General features: G+C 62.6%; 18 protein-coding genes and 3 pseudogenes. 12 read left to right on the top strand and 9 right to left on the bottom strand.

Going from position 1 to position 17,005, the window contains the following annotated elements; all coding sequences use genetic code 11:
• Positions 1 to 192: 192 nt before the first annotated feature.
• Positions 193 to 861, bottom strand: a complete 669-nt coding sequence (locus MFF64_RS35045) for a TylF/MycF/NovP-related O-methyltransferase (protein ID WP_238193678.1) — start codon at positions 859 to 861, stop codon at positions 193 to 195.
• A gap of 388 nt (positions 862 to 1,249) precedes the next feature.
• Between MFF64_RS35045 and MFF64_RS35040 the strand changes: the two genes are divergently transcribed.
• The 4 genes from MFF64_RS35040 (at position 1,250) to MFF64_RS35025 (ending at position 5,651) form a co-directional block, all read left to right on the top strand.
• Positions 1,250 to 2,371 carry a hypothetical protein gene (locus MFF64_RS35040; protein WP_238193677.1) on the top strand — a complete coding sequence of 374 codons (1,122 nt, stop codon included), beginning with the start codon at positions 1,250 to 1,252 and terminating at the stop codon, positions 2,369 to 2,371.
• Positions 2,372 to 2,478: 107 nt separating this feature from the next.
• Positions 2,479 to 4,224: a DUF927 domain-containing protein gene (locus tag MFF64_RS35035; RefSeq protein WP_238193676.1), complete on the top strand. Its 1,746-nt coding sequence runs from the start codon at positions 2,479 to 2,481 to the stop codon at positions 4,222 to 4,224.
• A 404-nt stretch (positions 4,225 to 4,628) separates the two neighbouring features.
• Complete coding sequence (locus MFF64_RS35030) at positions 4,629 to 5,054, top strand: hypothetical protein (RefSeq protein ID WP_238193675.1); 426 nt, start codon at positions 4,629 to 4,631, stop codon at positions 5,052 to 5,054.
• A 96-nt stretch (positions 5,055 to 5,150) separates the two neighbouring features.
• The gene (locus MFF64_RS35025; RefSeq protein ID WP_238193674.1) at positions 5,151 to 5,651 is read left to right on the top strand and encodes a hypothetical protein; all 501 of its coding nucleotides are present in this window, start codon (positions 5,151 to 5,153) and stop codon (positions 5,649 to 5,651) included.
• A 148-nt stretch (positions 5,652 to 5,799) separates the two neighbouring features.
• On the opposite strand, the gene MFF64_RS35020 is transcribed toward MFF64_RS35025, so the two are convergent.
• The 3 genes and pseudogenes from MFF64_RS35020 to MFF64_RS35010 all read right to left on the bottom strand — a co-directional run.
• The gene (locus MFF64_RS35020; protein ID WP_238193673.1) at positions 5,800 to 6,528 is read right to left on the bottom strand and encodes a DUF3768 domain-containing protein; all 729 of its coding nucleotides are present in this window, start codon (positions 6,526 to 6,528) and stop codon (positions 5,800 to 5,802) included.
• 38 nt (positions 6,529 to 6,566) lie between these two features.
• Positions 6,567 to 6,749 (bottom strand): PWWP domain-containing protein, encoded by a 183-nt coding sequence (locus MFF64_RS35015; protein ID WP_099900221.1) that lies wholly within the window; start codon positions 6,747 to 6,749, stop codon positions 6,567 to 6,569.
• Between the two features lie 808 nt (positions 6,750 to 7,557).
• Positions 7,558 to 7,950: pseudogene (locus MFF64_RS35010) on the bottom strand (recombinase family protein); the annotation flags it as partial.
• Positions 7,951 to 8,292: 342 nt separating this feature from the next.
• On the opposite strand from MFF64_RS35010, the gene MFF64_RS35005 reads away from it, so the two are divergent.
• Both MFF64_RS35005 and MFF64_RS35000 read left to right on the top strand, forming a co-directional pair.
• The gene (locus tag MFF64_RS35005) at positions 8,293 to 8,964 is read left to right on the top strand and encodes a nucleotide-binding protein (RefSeq protein ID WP_099900217.1); all 672 of its coding nucleotides are present in this window, start codon (positions 8,293 to 8,295) and stop codon (positions 8,962 to 8,964) included.
• On the top strand, positions 8,964 to 9,359 hold the full coding sequence (locus MFF64_RS35000; protein ID WP_207767887.1) for a hypothetical protein: 396 nt from the start codon (positions 8,964 to 8,966) through the stop codon (positions 9,357 to 9,359). The genes MFF64_RS35005 and MFF64_RS35000 overlap by 1 nt, the downstream gene beginning before the upstream one ends.
• Before the next feature lie 90 nt (positions 9,360 to 9,449).
• Here the strand turns inward: MFF64_RS35000 and MFF64_RS34995 are convergent, their stop codons facing one another.
• The 3 genes and pseudogenes from MFF64_RS34995 to MFF64_RS34985 form a co-directional block, all read right to left on the bottom strand.
• Positions 9,450 to 10,199 (bottom strand): hypothetical protein, encoded by a 750-nt coding sequence (locus tag MFF64_RS34995; RefSeq protein ID WP_238193672.1) that lies wholly within the window; start codon positions 10,197 to 10,199, stop codon positions 9,450 to 9,452.
• Between the two features lie 378 nt (positions 10,200 to 10,577).
• Positions 10,578 to 11,057 (bottom strand): hypothetical protein, encoded by a 480-nt coding sequence (locus tag MFF64_RS34990; RefSeq protein WP_238193671.1) that lies wholly within the window; start codon positions 11,055 to 11,057, stop codon positions 10,578 to 10,580.
• A gap of 41 nt (positions 11,058 to 11,098) precedes the next feature.
• Positions 11,099 to 11,704: pseudogene (locus MFF64_RS34985) on the bottom strand (IS3 family transposase); the annotation flags it as partial.
• A gap of 19 nt (positions 11,705 to 11,723) precedes the next feature.
• On the opposite strand from MFF64_RS34985, the gene MFF64_RS38735 reads away from it, so the two are divergent.
• From MFF64_RS38735 to MFF64_RS37960, 4 genes and pseudogenes are all read left to right on the top strand, one after another.
• Entirely contained in the window at positions 11,724 to 11,930 is a 207-nt protein-coding gene (locus tag MFF64_RS38735; RefSeq protein WP_238193670.1) for a hypothetical protein, read from the top strand.
• Positions 11,927 to 12,190 (top strand): annotated as a pseudogene (locus MFF64_RS34975) (IS3 family transposase); the annotation flags it as partial. The gene MFF64_RS38735 and the pseudogene MFF64_RS34975, both read left to right, overlap by 4 nt.
• Before the next feature lie 584 nt (positions 12,191 to 12,774).
• On the top strand, positions 12,775 to 14,316 hold the full coding sequence (locus MFF64_RS34970; protein ID WP_099902629.1) for a GGDEF domain-containing protein: 1,542 nt from the start codon (positions 12,775 to 12,777) through the stop codon (positions 14,314 to 14,316).
• 146 nt (positions 14,317 to 14,462) lie between these two features.
• Positions 14,463 to 14,597: a hypothetical protein gene (locus tag MFF64_RS37960; protein ID WP_273557203.1), complete on the top strand. Its 135-nt coding sequence runs from the start codon at positions 14,463 to 14,465 to the stop codon at positions 14,595 to 14,597.
• Positions 14,598 to 14,980: 383 nt separating this feature from the next.
• Here MFF64_RS37960 and MFF64_RS34965 read toward each other — a convergent pair whose 3' ends face one another.
• On the bottom strand, positions 14,981 to 15,190 hold the full coding sequence (locus MFF64_RS34965; protein WP_099900972.1) for a hypothetical protein: 210 nt from the start codon (positions 15,188 to 15,190) through the stop codon (positions 14,981 to 14,983).
• 239 nt (positions 15,191 to 15,429) lie between these two features.
• Between MFF64_RS34965 and MFF64_RS34960 the strand changes: the two genes are divergently transcribed.
• Positions 15,430 to 15,789 (top strand): hypothetical protein, encoded by a 360-nt coding sequence (locus tag MFF64_RS34960; RefSeq protein WP_133123251.1) that lies wholly within the window; start codon positions 15,430 to 15,432, stop codon positions 15,787 to 15,789.
• Between the two features lie 30 nt (positions 15,790 to 15,819).
• Here MFF64_RS34960 and MFF64_RS34955 read toward each other — a convergent pair whose 3' ends face one another.
• Positions 15,820 to 15,999, bottom strand: coding sequence for a hypothetical protein (locus MFF64_RS34955; RefSeq protein WP_165795608.1), 180 nt, complete (start codon positions 15,997 to 15,999; stop codon positions 15,820 to 15,822).
• A gap of 555 nt (positions 16,000 to 16,554) precedes the next feature.
• On the opposite strand from MFF64_RS34955, the gene MFF64_RS34950 reads away from it, so the two are divergent.
• Positions 16,555 to 16,815 (top strand): hypothetical protein, encoded by a 261-nt coding sequence (locus tag MFF64_RS34950; protein WP_238193668.1) that lies wholly within the window; start codon positions 16,555 to 16,557, stop codon positions 16,813 to 16,815.
• Positions 16,816 to 17,005 lie beyond the last annotated feature (190 nt).

Raw genomic sequence — 17,005 nt, 5'->3', positions numbered from 1 at the left:
TCAGTTCCTCCTTGCTCAGGCGCTCGAGGTCACTGCGGCTCATACCGACAGGGAATCAGCCAAACCTCGTGACCGCAAGGGGGGAGCGCCTGAACCCGCTCCGAGCCGAGACCGCGCCGGCCCCACCCCCCCCCTGGGTAATTACTGCATCAGAGGTTTCTTTGTGAACTCTCTGACGTGGACCCACCGCGCCTACTTGGTCACACGAACTGCAACTTGCATCCATTCAGTTCGCCAAAGATACTCGTATCCTCGACCAAACATGCTGGCCCACTCGACTAACGCTCGGTGCTCGCCGTCATCGACCTGCCCAGCACTCTCCATTTGGTATTCATCAAATAAAAGGATTGAACCTGGGACAATATGACCATTCAGAGGCCATAATACATCCTTAGTCGAACTATAAAGATCACAATCGATGTGCAGAAAAGATAACGGCAGATCATGAGTAGCAGCAAATCTAGGTACCGAGTCTGAGAACCATCCCTTATGTACGGTCGCCTTGCTCGAGTCAAAAGTAGGTATATCTCCATCTTTCATAGCAAAAGCACCCTTTTTCCAGTCGCCTACCCAATCTTCCGGCAAACCCTCAAAGCTGTCGAAGAGATGAAGCTTTCTACCATCTTTGATCAGTTCCAACAGGAAGCGAGCGCATCGTCCCTTGTAGACTCCAAATTCGGCAAAATCACCGCTTGGCCCAACGAATGATATTGCATAAAAAAGTGAAATGAGCTTGTAGCTGAAAAATCTATCATCTGCATTATAAATGGCTGGAAAGTGTACTCTACGCAAACGTTGCAGAACGGACGCAGCTGTCTCGCCAGGAATTGGCAAAACTGGCATGCTGAAAAACGGATCCATACGATCACTCCACGCTTTGATCGCGCCAACTTATAACTGTCACTCAATCAACGAGCAAGGATGCGCCATGATGTAATTACCCAGGGGGTCGCGAAGGCAGCGAAGGTTTGCGGCCTCTGTTGAGTTGGACGAGGCAGCGTGATCAGGATCTTGCCACGGCAGTTCATCGAGGGTTCGCCAGTACGCGCTGTGCACGCGCGTCGAGGATCGTCCCCAGGGTGGGGCGTCGCCGGACCAAATCAGGCTGACTTGGCGCGAGTCGTCCGCGAGATTGGCTGCCCTCCTCGTCACGTACGAGCGTCATCGGCGAGGCTGGCGAATTTCGCCAACTCCGCGGCTCCTGAGGTGTGCCCCGTAAAGGCTCGTCGTCACAACCCGGAAAGAACACGTGATGACGCCTACGAAATTCCCCTGCCTGCCGGCCACGTCGGCGGAGGTGTCGCCGAAGCGCCTCAAGCGCAGCAAGGAACGACCCCACGACCCTGCCCACTACAAGCATCTGGGCGGTACATGTCGCGATCAGTTTGATGCCAACGCGGCCGCCACCATGATCACCCCGGGCGTGGAGCGGTTCGAGACCGAACAGGAGGCTGCGCGAGAGGATCGATTGCGTGCCCGCCAAGCACGTCGTGTTCTAAATCAACCGGGGCTGACGAACTGGATCAATTGGAATGACCGTCAATGGCTCTCGCGGCAGTGCCCTCGTCACCTCAAGCGCCCTCTCCTCGATCACGAAGCCCTGGGCTCCTTGGCCGAACGCCTGGAAGCGGGGAACACGAGTGGTTTTTCCCCCACCACTCTGGCCTCGTCAATGCGAATGCGGCTGATCCGGCAAGATCTGAGTCGCGCGCTGCTCGATGGCTTCGAGGGCTACGCCGACGACGAACTCCGCACGGTGACAGTGATCTACTCGGGGTGGGCGTACACGCCTGACACCCTTGATGCGGTCACCGCGGAACAGATCAAAGGGCAGTTCCGGCAGCACCTGAACCGGGCTGGAGTCACGCGCGTGCCAGGCCCTCTGTTCGCGGTTCTGCACGGCGAGTTCGAGCCAACGAGCGGGGTCTACCAGCTACACTACCACGTCGTGACAACAGCAGCTAAGGCCGCCGCGCTGATGAAGCTGCTGGCGACGATCGCGGGCTACAAAGCCACGGCGACGGGGGCAGCCCCAGTGCGGCGCTCCCGCGTTGGCGACCGGCTCAGGCAATTCACCTACCTCGCAAAGGGATATTGGCCCGGCAAGCCGGTCGTTGAGATCGACGGCAAGCCCAAGCGGGTCAGAAAGCATGGTCGCATCCCAGAGCCGTTCGGCGCCCAGGTGCTGCTGTGGCTCGACCGGCAATCTTTCGCCGATCTCGTGGTAATGACCGACTGCTGGTCTCCCCGCAATGGCGGCATCGAGGCGATGCGGGCGCTGTATTTATTCGTGCAGGGAAGGGGGAAGAGGAATGGGTCTGCGGGCCCGTCAGGGGCAGCTGGCGGGCGGTTAGGGGGAGCTGATGGGTGATTGTCGCAGGCTTGGGCCTCAACACTGCATCGCGACGCCCGTCCCCATCTCTGCACGCCCGTAAAAGCAATCGTACCGTGCCGGCAACCCTGCCGACACGGTGAGCCATGAGCCGTCTCTGGCTCATGGCTCACTTCGTCATGGAGGGGAAACCCACAATGTCAAATTCCGACATGCGCACCCGCGCGCGCGTCACTACGGACCGTCGGCCGCAGGTCCAATCGGTCGCTTTGATCGAAGATATCGACACGCGTCGCATCCAAGTGAAATTGCGGTACCGGCGCGAAGCCGCGCTCGGTGGCGGCAAAGAAAATCTCATCATCGATCGCAGCGCCGTGACCACGCCCGGCGAGGTGGTCAAGCAGCTCCTCGATGCCGGCGCGGCGTTGCCCCGCGACCAGAAGCAGCGGCTCGCTCTTGTGACGGCCGCTTTGGCTCGAACGCCAAAGAAGCATCACCAGGTCAGCGCCCGCACCGGGTGGCATGGCCGGACCTTTCTCACACCCGGAGGTGCCTACGGCGATGCGGCAGGCACCCTTCGGTTCAAGGGCGGTGATGACCAACGAGGTGCGCTTTGGAGTAAGGCAGGTTCCGCCGAGGCTTGGCAGCAAGCCCTCATCGAACCGTGCCGGGCCTCGTCATACCTCGTGTTCGCGCTCGGAGCCGCCTATGCGGCCCCTCTCCTGCGGCCCCTCGACGAGGATGAAGGCGTCCTCTTCAATTTCTTTGGGCCTTCCTCGACTGGCAAATCACTCGCCTGCCGCGTCGGTCTTTCAGTTGCTGGCCGCGCGGGCTCAACCGACCTAGTCACCTACGACCTCACTCATCGTGCCTTCGAGGAGCATTGCTGCAAACACAACGACGGTCTTCTCGTCCTCGACGAGGCGGGGCGTCAGCAGGGCGGCCAGGAGCTGCGGCGCGATCGTCAGCGCGAGATCGCCTTCACGCTCGCAGGCGGAGTCGGACAGACGCGGTCGCGCAAGGCCGGCCGTGACCCAGACCTCGTGAACTTGACTTGGCGGGTGATTGGACTCTCGACGGGTGAGATCCCTCTCGAGAGTCATCAGCAGAGCTGGCGCCGGGCCGACGGCGAGCGGCTGCGCCAAATCGACGTTCCCGTTCCCTCACGCGAGCGGCATGGGATTTTTGACCGCTTGGCGAAGGCTCCTGATCCCACGAGTGCAGTCGCACTCGCGAAGCAGGTCGAGGATGCGATCAGCGAGAATTATGGTGCGGCATTCGAGCCGTTCATCGAACGCGTCGTCGCCGAACAGAAGCGATATGGGAAGCGGGCGAGCGCGATCGTGAAAAAGTTCATCGATAAGGTAGGCGCCGCCCACAATCCCTGGGAGGCGCGGTTTGCTCGGAAATTCGGGTTCGTCCTAGCCGGTGCGATTTTGGCCGCCGAAGCGGATTTGGCGCCGTTCACAACCAAAGATGCGCAGCGGGCGGTACGACGAATTTATCATCGAGCACGTAAGGCCGTTTTCCTGGCCGAGGAGCAGGCCGACGTGGTTTTGGAGCTCCTTCGCCGGGCGCTGGAGAGCGGGAAACGGCTGCCAAGGGTCGAAGGCAGCGAGAAACTCAGGAAAGGTCTGCATGGGCGCGCTTGGGGCTTCTGCCGCGTGCTCCCGGGCGCGGGCGAGGTGGTCGCCTTGATCCCGGACCAATTCGAGAGGCTCGCGGGATCGCAGCCGGCGGCGGACGCGGTGCTCACAGTCCTCCAGCGCCGCAGGGTCCTCGTACCGGGACGAGATGGCAAGCGGCACCGGCAGATGAGGGCGAGCGGGTTCGGCCGCGAGGGCCGGTCCAGGTGGGTCTGTCTGAGTCGATCGGCCGTCGAAGGCGGGTAGGCGCAACGCCGCCTGCCTGCGCCCAGCTGGAAAGCGTTTTCCAGCTGGGCTCGGAGCGCGAGCAAGGGCGTCCCGCTTATGAGCGGTGGTCGGTCACCTGCAGTCCGAAGTGTTACGCTGGAGGAAGTGGCACTCCTCCTACGTGCCGGCCGCGACGCGCTGATCGCCGGCCGGTCACGGCGGCGGGGCTGTGATCGACCACCAAGAGCTCGCGGCACTGTCTCCTCGGAGTGGATCGGTATCGGCCTGGCAGATTGCCGACGTCGTTAGCTCGCCGCTTGCTCCGACCAGCAACGCAGAACGGGCGGCTCAATAGACCGCGGCTGCCGCGTGATCAGCAAAGCTGCCGGGATCAGGTCCCGTAAATAATTAGGCGCAACCGCGCTAGAAATGGATTAATCAACATGTTGGACAATAGCAAGCTAAGTGTCGTGCGCCGAGTCCGCCGCGCCGTCACTAAGGTGTACCGCACTGGAAAGCTTATGAGCAAAACATCAGTAATAGGCGCCTACGTGCTCGACGAGGATGGGTGTACCACCCGGGATCTCCGCGGCGAGCTGATGGAAGAGGCTGTGAGGTGTTGCTTTGAAGAGGCAACTTCGCAGAGGATTTTCAGAGGAGATGATGACCCCACATGCGTTTTCGACGAAGATGCCGCAGCGATGCTGTTGTACGTATCACTCACGCATTTAATCTATGTTCTCGGCGGCGAAAAATCTGCGAAAGTGCTCGTCAAACTGGCACCATGTTTGAGAGATGAGACTGAGAACTTGCGAGAAACCGTGTTGAACATAGTGGATAATGCGTACCACGGATATCCGCTGAAATGATAATCGGATTTTTTCCAAGGCCACTTGCCGAATATTGACCGCGTAAAAGCTTGTCGGGTCGCAATTTACTCAACGCGACTCGACGAGGTGATACAAATGATGGGATTATTTACTTTCCGCCTGCACGGCGAGATCATCCGGCCTCTCCCAAGCCAGCCGAACACACCGAGACAATCCGTCGCGCAGGTTCGCGTTCAAAGTGAAGCCTGCCTCAACGTCGAAACGCCGCGTCCCGCCATTACCGTAACCGGCCTCGAACCTTCGGCAGCCGCCCTGACCTTCACGATCGTGAACCTGAGCGCTCTTGCCGATTGTCTCAACACCCCCGACAACGACCCGCGCAAGGCATTCAACCCGCCCTTCGACTTCGCCGCGGCGGCCATGCTGAGCATGCTCGGCGGCGTGCTCGACCTCGGCTCAGCCGAAGCTTTCCCCGACCTGATCGAGTGCGCGCTCGTGCGAGCGGCTCGATTGGGCCGCGTCGTCGATCGCTTGCCACCCGGCCTGTCACGCCACAGAAAGTGGCATTCAGACTACCCACCCGGTCGCGAGGTATTGATCGCCTACGACCCCGCGCGACTCTGGGCCTGGAAGTAACGATCTAAGAGATAACAGCACCGTTCATGAGTTCAGCTCGGCGTCGGGTTAGATATAGACCGACGTCGATCTATTTGAACTCGAACGCAAATCATGTGGTTGAGGATGATGTGCGTCTCGCCGATGCGCATTGTGCGCCGACTCTCAGTCAATATTCGTCCGCGCGCATGATCGTGAGAACCCGGAGAGTAGCCGCGGCATCAGCCGGATCGAGGGAGTGCCCTGGGCTGCTGCGGCCGTAGTAGTCGATCTTCCAGTAGTAGCGCGCCCCGGCTACCTCGACCGCGCCGAAGTCATGCTCGCCGTGAGGGTCGTTCTCGGGCGTGAACGCGTCGAAGGCCTCGACCGCCGCTATCAGAGCCGCCACGCGCTCAGGATCGAGGGCGCGTACGCCGGGCGTGACGACGATCTGACCCCCCTGCCCCCTCACCCGCAAGGCATCGTTCAACTGCTGGATTGTTCCGCGATGTGCTGCCGCGCTCGGACTCTCGATTTCGTGGAGATCGCTCTCTTTGTTCATGTTTTGTTCTATTTCGATAGCTGTCATAGATCCCGCGTGTCCTTTCTCGGCGATCATCCCGACACGGTCGCCAGCGAGGCGCATCAAAGCGGCAAGGTGCGTGAAGTGGGCCGCGCTGCCCTCGAGCGCCTTAACGAGCTCTGCCATTAGAGTTGGGCGCACAGCCTCGGCTTCGGTCAGGGCATGCTGCAGCGATGGCCCGTCTTGACCGATAACCGCCTGCATGGCCCTGAGGGTCGGTAGGTGGCGATCGGACCAGCCGCTGCCCTTCGGCAGCAGCACCTTGATCGGGGTGAACCGCGGCGGCGTACCAGCCCCCGGTTCGGTGGGTGCATCCGCATCGTACGACTTGGCCATTTTCATCCTCCGGTTTGACTGGTTCGCACTTCAGCCGTTCACTCGTCGAGGAACAGTCTCGGGTTGAGCAGGGCGATCTGGTCGCGGCGTCGCACGAAAGCCGGCTCGTCGAACCAGTCGCGCCAGCGCAGTTCGAGTCGGCCCTTTGCCTTGACGCTCATCACGATGGCCGGCCACCAGCTCTCCTCATCATGCTCGGGGGCAAGCACGAGGCTGCCCATGCGGATCTGGTCCCAGCTGATTGGGAGATGCCGCGAACCTGCGTGGGGCAGCTCAGGGGCGCCGGGGGCGGCGAAAGCGGAGGTATCACCTCCCCTACCCTCATCAGCTTCGGGCGCGGCAGGTTGAGGTTCAGCCCTCAGGACCGGCGAGGCGGTATCAGAGGTGTCCGTCGCATCGCTGAGGGCTTTGAGGCGGGCGTACACGGCGACTTTGGCAAAGGGTACGAAGGCTCGCCCACTGGCGAACAACCGGCCTTGTGGTAGCCCCTGAGCCTCGGTTCGGAGCTCGTCGCTGGCGACGGTGAGAGCTTGCATGCGCAGAGCTGCTGCTGCCTGCCGAGCCAAGGCTGCCTCGTGCACCTCGAACCGCGCCGCGTGAGGTCGGCCGCCACTATCGAGGCCAAACACGATCAAGCCAGCATTACACATTCCCTGAGACGAAATGGTGCTTTCGAGAGTTGATGACACAATCAATCTCCACAAACAAAAAAAGGAGCCTTGCGGCCCCTTTTGTATTGGATGTTACATTTTTGAGGGAAAAATCGATCAAACACGCATGCCGCAACCCCTATTTAGGCGTGATCATGGGTGCAGCCTATTATAAGCAAAAATCGTTGTCAACTAGATTACAAATTATTTTCAAGATCTACCTCGCACAGAATAAATCTAGATGCTGCGTCGGCGGCCAGAATGTGCGTTACCCTACAATGTAACGCCCACGCTCGGCCGGCTTATGTGGATACGCCGATCGCTGCTCTGAAGTGCATCGACGTGCTGACCTCGGTAACACGAACCGTACTCAGCTGTTCTAGACTCCTGCAGTCTTGCCTGAGCCGAGCAGGCGATAGACGCTCGCCCGACCGATCCCCAGCTGCCGGGCAATGGCTGAAGGACCCAGCCCCTCCCCCGCCAGACGCCGCACCTCATCGGCGGCAATCCGCGTCTTACCGCCCTTGTAGACGCCAGCGGCCTTGGCCTTGGCGATCCCCTCCATCTGGCGCTCGCGCCGCAGGTTGGTCTCGAACTCGGCGAACACCCCGAGCATGTCGAGGAACGCCTTGCCGGCGGCGGTACCAGTGTCGATCGGCTGCTCGGTGGCGACGAGAGAAGCGCCCTTGGCTTTGAGCTCGCGAACAATGTCCTGGAGGTCGCCCAGCGAACGGGCGAGGCGATCGATGCGGGTGACCACGAGGGTGTTACCTGACGGACAGGGGTGCGGCGTTCGGGGAACCGGATCCAGAGGGACCACCCTAACTTGATCAAATGTACATTTGGGCGGACGCCTTTCCGCCATTGAAAACAGGCGCCTTTCACGTCTCACGCCTTTCCGTCTATCACGACAGAAATGCGGGATGGCGCTATGGCGCGAGCCTTGATAGGCGCTCGCCCTGAAGCCGTTCCGCCGTTCCGTGCGCGCGCCTTCATGTTTTGTTGTGAGTCCGCGCTTACGCCTATCCGGGCGCCCGGGCGTGCGCCTGTCCGCCCACCCGCTCAAGCCGGCACCTGCACAGACCGGCGCCCGCCCATCCGTGAAGGAGCCTACATGCCTGTCGTCAGCCTGTGCTCGACCAAGGGAGGCGTCGGCAAGACGACGCTCGCGATCTGCCTCGCCTCGGCCGCCGCGCAACGCGGCGCCGGCGTCGTCATCCTCGACGCCGATCCGAACGGTCACGTGCGCGCCTGGCGCGAGGCGGCCGACCGCGAGGGCAGGGGAGGGGGCGTTGACGTGATCGCTGGCGTCACGGAGGCGACCATGCAGGACCGGATCGCCGAGGCCGTCGAGCGCTATGCCCTCGTCGTGATCGACCTGGAGGGTGCGGCCTCGAAGGCCGTGACCTTCGCGATCGCCGAGAGCGACATCGTCGTGATCCCCTCGGGCATCTCCGGTATGGACCTGCAGGAGGTGTTTCGCACCCACGCCGAGGTGAAGCGGGCCGAGAAGATGCTGCGGCGCCCCATTCCCGCGCGCGTCATCTTCACCGGCATGGCGACGATCGCGAGCCGGGTCGCCAAGCACGCCCGGCAGGAGGTCGTCGACGCCGGCATTCCGGTGCTCGCGACGGAGACAATCCGGCGCCCGAACGCCTACCAGTCGATGCACTTCAACGGCCTGACGCCGCTCGAGCCGGATGGCGATCCGAAGGCTGCGGCCGAGATCGCCCGCGCGCTTGACGAGATCCTCGCCGTCATCACCCCGTCCGAGGCTGCCGCCTGATGTCCACGCCTGCCAAGTCCATTCCCCTCGGCCGCGCCCCGCGCCCGCGCACGAACCCCGAGGATCTCGCGCAGCTCGTCGCCGGCGGGGCCGAGGCCGGGTTCGCCCGACCGCTCGCGCCTCCGCCAGAGCCTGTCGCGGAGCCGGCGCCCGTCACCACTCCTGCTGCGCCGCCCTCTGCGCCTGCCGCCGCCCCGGCGATGTACGATGGCCCGGTAAGCCCGCTGCGGCTCGAGGTGCCTGATCTCATCTGGCTCGCGCTCAAGATGGAATCGGCCAAGCGCAAGGTGTCGGTGAAGTACCTCGTGATCGAGGCGCTTGCCGCGAAGGGCTACGCCGAGGGTCTCGACCTCTCCCTCGTGCCGGAGGATGGCCGGCGCAACACGAAGCGCTGATCGCCTGACCCAATCCCGAATCCCTCACCGAGCGCCGGATCTTCACCAGGGTCCGGCGTTCTCGATTCCAGGGGCGGCCACAGTCTCAGGCTAGAATCGGAGGCTCGTAGCCGGCCGTCTTGCCAGTCCAGAGCCCGAATCCGCCCTCCGAAAACCCATCGCACCGCTTCCGCGAGCCGTCGTCTTCGATTCTAGAGAGGAAGAGAATCCTTGAGTCCCCGTGGAGGGAGTCGGTTTGCACCCTGTCGGTCGACGCCGTGCGAGCCACGCGGCCCATTCCTTGGAGAGGACGCGCACGAGGTTCGTCTGGTGCTTCTGGCCCTTGCGGGGGCGCTCGGTGATCGTGACGAGCCCGTCGCTCTCGGCCAGCCGTAGGGCCATCTGCGCGTGGCGGTGGCAGACGCCGGCCCGGGCTGCGATCTCGGCGACCGAGAGGCCACACACACCGCGCGCGGCGATCTCCTCCCCGACGATGAACAGCACGGCCCGCTGGCCCTCGGTGTAACGGCGGGCGAGCGGCTCGGGCAGCGGGCTCGAGCCGCCTAAGCCTCGACGCCGCTCGCGGCTCTTGGCGCGGTCCGGCGAGTGTTGGCGGCGGGGCGCGAAATTTGTGATCCGGGCGGCGGTGGGCGCGATCGCGGCGGCGAGCGACAGTCCGACCGGCGCGAGGGCCGCGGGGGCGGGACCCTTGCGGCGCGCCTCGATCGCGGCGTCGAGCTCGGCCGCGTCGTCGTCGGTCAGGCCGCCCGCCGCGTGCACGGCGTAGAGCTGCGTGCGCAGGTCGGCACAGGCGCGCGGATGCGCCCGGGCGATCGCTTCTCTCATCTGGTCATAGGTCATCGGTCGGCCTCGTGCTGAGGCCGCGGCAGATCGAGCCGGGTCACGCTTGCGCGCGCCCGGTTCCTGGCAAAGCGCCATCGTTTCCGGAACACGGGTTCCGGATTGACGAGACGGCAATTTCGGGGGATGATCCGTTTGCTACGACTGGATCGGCCCCCTCGGGGCTCTAGACCCCTTCACCCGGCAAGGTGAGGGGGTCTCGCTTTTTCAGGGTCTCACTGCGGCGGCAGGTGTCTCCAGGTGGTGCGACTCGGGTTCGGGACGCGAGCCGCGGTAACTTACATCCAGGCACGGATTAACCTTCGCCGTCAAATCTCGAGGGATGAGCAGGGCGCCTGAGCGGATCGCAGAGGCCGCGCACGCAAAAGAAGGTTCGGATCAGTGCGGCGGTGGCCCCTCTCCGGTCGCCGTGGCCGGCGTCTCACCCGGTGTGGCTGTCTTCAACTCGGCCGGTTCGACCAACGTCGCCACCGGCGGCACGGCAACCGCGTGGATGACGATCGGGTCCTCGATCAGCGCCATCCGCGTACCCTCGGGCGGCAGGAGCATCGAGGCCCCGGGTACGGGTCCGCCCGGGCCGTTCGGGTTCTGCCTCCACTCGCTACGGGTTGGCACGCGGTCCAGCCCGAGCGGGTAGATGGTCAAGACCTCGCCTTCCAATTTAATTCGCAGGAAGTGGCGGTAGCTGTCGAGCCGCATCGCGCTGAAGGCGTCGTTGTGGTTCATGTCGAGCCAGCGGGCGGTGAGCCAGAGATTGAGGCCGAAAAGCGTGCCGCCGAGCGGCGTGCCGACCACTAGGCCGGCGAGCAGCGTGAGGAAGAACTGCCCCCGGCCCGTCTCGCCGCCGCCCAGTGGCAATCCCTGGGAGCGGTTTGGGATTGCCCCGTTTCCGTGGACGGTTAGGGGGCTTGGTTGACCTGTGTTTCGGTTGTGGGCTGTGGGCGATGCTCCTGTTCGTAGACGAGGGGTGAGCGGTAGCCCAGGGCGGAGTGTCGCCGCACGGGGTTGTAGAAGCCCTCGAGGTAGCTGAAGAGGGCCATGCGGGCCTCAGGCCGGGAGCGGAAGCGCCGGCGGGCGAGCAGCTCGCATTCCAGGGTCGAGAAGAAGCTCTCGGCCATGGCATTATCGTAGGCGTCTCCGACCGAGACCATCGAGGGCCGCACACCGGCTTCGCGGCAGCGGCTGCCGAAGGCCAGAGAGGTATATTGCGAGCCCTGATCCGAGTGATGGATTACTTCTCGCGGCTTTCTCTGGCCGACGGCCATCTCAAGTGCGTCCAGTACCAGTTCAGTTCGCAGGTGATCAGTCATTGACCAGCCGACGATCCGGCGGCTGAACGCGTCGAGCACGATCGCCAGGTAGAGGAACCCTGCATTCGTCGGGATGTAGGTGATGTCCGCGACCCACAACCGGTTGGGTTCATCGGCCGCAAAGCTGCGGTCGACGAGGTCCGGGGCCGGCCGAGCCTCCTGGTCGCGCCGTGTCGTCACTGGCCCGCCGCGGCGATGGCACGGCCAGCGGCCGGTGGCCGAGGCCGACCAGCAGGAGGGACGCCGGGAGGCGAAGCCTGCTGCTACTGAGGCCGCGCTGTCGGCGAACGAGCGCGAGGAGCTGCTTCGGCTGCGGCGCGAGAACCGGCAGCTGAAGCTGGAGCGCGACATCCTCTCTCGCGCGACAGCCTGGTTTGCGCGCGAGACCGGAGTTCTGCCGTCGGGATCTTCCGGTTCATGAGCGAGAACCAGGCGCACTTCCCGATCGCCGTCATGGCGCGCGTGCTGGGTGTCTCGAAGGCCGGGTACTATACCTGGGTCAGCCGGCCCCTCTCGGCGCGAACTCAGGCGGACGAGGTGCTGCTCCGGCGGATCCGCACGATCCACCTGGGCTCGCGCCAGACCTACGGCTCGCCGCGTGTCCAGGCGGAGTTGCGCGACCAGGGCGAGGCTCACAGCCGCAAGCGCATCGCCCGGCTGATGCGCCAGGCGGGTCTCGTCGGGGCGTGTCCAGTCGCATTGGGATGACGAGATGATCGTCGTGCCGTTCGACGACGCGCCCGACGCGACACTCAGGGATGGCGAGGGGGATAACCATGCCGTCCACGATGGGGAGGCCGGGTCAACCCGTCAGCGGCCCGAGTCAATCCACCGCTGTCCACGCAAGACGAGCAAGAACCACAGAAACGGGGCAATCCTAGTTGCCAAATCATTATTCCCGCGGGAGAGCGACCTGGTCATAGGAGAGGCGACGACTTGCCGATGCGCTGCAAACCAGTACTATAGTCCAACGTAGTCGCGTCGCAGTCCTCATCCACGATATGGCGACAACGTTCACGGCCAACCTGCTCCGTCTAAGATGGGGCAGCGCAGCCCGCTAAGGGTAGGGTCTGCGCGAGATCGAGTTGATGACCGCCACAACTCTTCAACAACTGGATTTATCTTAGACACATAACATTCAATTTGTGCTATATCAATATTATAATTGAGCAACAAATATGTGTATTAGGAAAATAACCTTATATTAATTCTTCTGGCATACAACACCATCTGGCAGAGCGCGCCTTCTCGCGCACGGGGCATCAATGCGCAGCCACTTCAAGCTTCTGCGGCAGCCCAGTCGACGCACACTCGCAGTATTTAGCGTCGTTGCCACGCTCGCACTCGGCACCGTCACGACCATGATGGTGCTGCAGATGCGCCAGAGCGCCTGGGACCAGGTCTCCCGCACCTCGCTGAACCTGCTTGAGATCACGGAGAGCGCCATCGACCGCAACATCGAGCTCTACGACCTCTCGCTGCAGGCCGTGGTCGAGGGCCTGCAGAACCCCAGGATCGAGGGGGTCGCGCCTGATCTGCGCCACCTCATCCTGTTCGACCGCTCCGCGACTGCGAACGGCCTCGGCTCGATCCTCGCCCTGGATGCTCAAGGCAACGTATTCATGGACTCGGCCTCGCAGGTGCCACGTCGCCTGCAGCTCGACGACCGCGACTTCTTTCGCGTCCACAAGGCGCGGCCGGATGTCGGCCTCTACGTCGGCGAGCCGACCCGCACCCAGAAGGATGCCAGGCTGGTCATCCCGTTCAGCCGCCGCCTCGCCTATGCGGACGGGACGTTCGCGGGCGTGGTCGTCGGCGCGATGGACGTGTCCTACCTCGACGGGCTGCTGCATCGTCTCAGCATCGACCCGGGCAGCAGCGTCGCCCTGTTTCGCACTGACGGCGTCATGCTCGCCCGCAACCCCTCCGATCACAAAGCCACCGGACGCAACATCGCCGGATCGGCGCACTTCCGCCACTACCTGGAGCACGATGCCGGGCAGTTCGTTGCCACGGCGAAGTTGGACAACGTTGAGCGGTTCTACACCTTCAGCCACATTGGCTCGCGACCCCTCATCATCAACGTGAACGTCTCCGTGGCGGCGATCCAGGCGATCTGGCGAACGAAGGCGATCGGCATCAGCGTCGTCGTGCTGATCCTGTGCCTGGGCATCACTGGCCTCACCCTGCTGCTGCAGAATGAGCTCGAACGGCGAGCTCAAGCGGAGCGGGCTGCCCTCGATGCGAACAAAGCGCTGGCTGAACTCGCAGCGACAGACGGCCTGACCGGTCTGCCGAACCGACGCCACTTCGATGCTGTATTCGAGCGATTGCAGGGCCAGGCGGAGCGCACTGGCGAGGGCCTATCGCTGCTGCTGATCGATGCCGACCGGTTCAAGCTCTACAACGACACCTATGGCCATCTCGCCGGTGACGAGGTGCTGCGAACCATCGCGCGGTGCCTCAAGCGGCAGGTGAGCGGGCCTGACGAGGTGGCCTGCCGGATCGGCGGCGAGGAATTCGGCATCTTGATGCTGGGGTCTGCAGGTAGCGAGGTGGTGTTCCGAGCCGAGCACATCCGCCAAGCGGTGGCACGCACCCAGATCCCGCACAGCGACCAGGAGGGCGGGTTCGTGACTGTGAGCATCGGCGTGGCGTTCCTCACGCCGGGTTCGGGCATGACCCGGACGGAGTGTTTCGCGGCAGCGGATGCAGCGCTCTACGAGGCCAAGCGGCGGGGCCGCAATCGCGTGATGGCGCAGCTCGAACAGGATGGCAGCCTCACTGACAATGTCGCGGCGCTCTGAGGACCCAGCGCGGTCAGCGACCTTGATAGCTTCCCGAAAGGGTCGGGGATCTCGCTTGTGAAGCCATGATCCTGAGGGGTTGCGGGCCATTTACGAATGGTTAAGCTTAAGCGGTGAGGTTTGGGCGCAACATTCAAGGAGTTTGCATGGCTTCGATCCGGATCAAACCGACCCAGGATGGCACCTACACGCTCTATCGCAACGGCGATGCCGTGAGCACCGGCCTGACTCGCGAGCAGGCGGATCAGCTCGCATTGGTGCTCAGGTGTGTCGAGCACTAGGTTTAAAATCGATCAAGTACGCCAACGTAGCGAAAGTCTGATAATTAAGCGAGTTGAACATTATCGCCAGAGGTGAACGGACGGCGAATTCGCCCCATTCTGCATTTTAAACTTCAAGGAGAGTAGCCATGAAGACAGCCTTTACGCAGGCCGTTCGGCTCTCACGCATCTGGTCTCTGCAGGACTAGAGATCCCTGCGCTCGCAACCTGGTGTTCCCTTGCTTCGGCAGAACCTGGCACCTCGACTACGGAAGATTGGGCTCGCCTCGGTGGCGGCCTCGTAGACGTGTTTCCGACCATTCGCTCGACGAAGCGAAAGGGCGTTCGACGCTGACCTCACATCCCGGGCCGGCGAGCTCTGAGGCCTGTGGCTCCGGCATGGATCAGGTGCCTTCGCCCGTAACGGTTCGAGCCTGAAGCTCAAGGTCCTCAGGCGAAACCTCCTCACCGTCCGAGGTGGAGACGCGCACTTTGTAGCCGTCGCTCTGAAGGTCGGTGACCACGCGCAGGGCGTCGATGGCCGAGGCGGCCTTCTCAGCAACAGTTGGCCGGTTGGTGTTCGAGAGGTTCGCGCCAGCAACGATGTAGCCCATCGATCCTCCTTGGTGCTCAGCGAGCCGGAGCTCGGAGCATCCTTTCGCTCCCGCCTCGACCAGACGCAAGAAGCCCCGTCACACCGTGCAGGCACGACGAGGCTCCCAGGAACGGGCGGGGGCTGCCGATCGACGCAAGCGTGACGGCAACATAGTTAATGAATCGTTGCCGTTCTACTCTCGTTCTAGTTGTAATAACCTCGGGAGGCAGTCAATCTCGGCTGCAAAAGGGGCCACTCATGCAGATCCGAGCCGGGGAGCGGCTGCGCCTGACGATGTCAGGGGCAGGATGCCGTGCTGTCGTCAGTCTCAACACATTCGCGGTCACCGAGCCAGCTATCGAAGGCTTGGCTCCCTCGGAGGACGGCTTCACCTACCATGTCACGTCTTGGTTGAGACCCGGCCAAAACATTCTCACTGTCGTGCTGATTGGATCGATTACTGAGACGCCATTCCGGTTAGTGGCCGAGTGTGCCGGACGATCGCTCCTCATGCTCGACGAGGCTGAGTTCCTGCCCACGACCACACCGTGGCGGCTCTGGACGACCACGATTGAGGCTCTCCCCGACGATCTCGCCGTGGTGCGCGGAGCGGGGTAGAGCCTGAGCAACACCGGTTCGCTCGAAACATCAGCCGAGATCGATGGGCTTGGGTAGATCATGGCGAACAGACCAAACCAGGGTGTCGCGCTCATCGCTCAGCATGCCGATACCGGCATGCCCGGCTAGAACCTGACTGACCCGGTCTTCCGCTTGCGCGACGGCTTCTGTCGTGGTCCTGGCTTTGAGCCACTCACTATGAGTGTCCATGCCGCCGCTCGTGGTCCGGCGGTGGAGGATCCGCAGCCGGAATTTCGGCATAAAATAACCCCCTGCCTCAGCTCGATGGTGAGCAGGAAACTGGAACGTCGACGCTATCTTAAAGCAAGTGCGTCTCAATGTTCACAGGAGTAACTGCCGACCCTGGTTGGCTTGTCGAGACCAAGCCTGAGCCAATGCAGGAGCGGAGTCGTCGACAGTGCAGCGGATATCCAGAGCGTCGCTTGCTACGCGTGCACCGCCTACAGCATGGCCGCTAAACCCCTATGGCAAAGACCAATTTAAGGCAAGCAATCGCCGATGCAACCTTAAGTATAGTTCTGGGTTGACGGTCCGGCTGACGCGTTCTGCGGCCATAAATCGTCAAATTTCACAATCACATAGGCGATTTTGGCCGAGGGCGGGGCGAAATCCGAGTATCAAGCCCGATCATGGCGGATGTACATTGGTGAATAAGCTGCTTACCGTGCCCACAGAAGCGGGCAAAAGCCGCATCATTGGGTGGCGAGGCAATATGTGCTTTCTCTAGCGAGGGGCTGATGTTGCATGTCAAATATCGGTGTGCTTAAGCTGCGCAAAGCGGCACAAGAAGATGTTCCGACTTACCGGGCCTATCTGATCGGTGCCGACAACCGGATTTTTGCGGCTCACATCATTGACGCGCGAAGCGACGACGAAGCTGCCGCCGGTGCTCGCGCGCTTGCTGGTCCATTGAGCGCCGAAGTGTGGGAGCGCAGTCGCCGGATCGCGAGGTTCGATCCTGAGCCACCGAGTGTGACGGCCTCAGTTGCTATTCGTCGGACTTGAGGTGGTCTGCGATGAGCACGTGCCCGCCGATCTCAACGATGTTCGTCTGGGATGAAGGCGCCTTATAGGCTTCTGTCGGATCTCTGTCAGCGCTCGCCTTATCCGATCAGCCGCACGGCTTTGCCTTTGTCGATTTCGGCCTCGTTGTAGTAGCGCGCCGCCTGCTGCACCGAGCGGTGCTGCGAGAGCT

This window comes from Methylobacterium frigidaeris, from assembly GCF_022179185.1.
GTDB lineage: Bacteria > Pseudomonadota > Alphaproteobacteria > Rhizobiales > Beijerinckiaceae > Methylobacterium > Methylobacterium frigidaeris.
The sequence above is the reverse complement of the archived record's forward strand: the minus strand, read 5'-3'. Positions and strand labels throughout refer to the sequence as shown.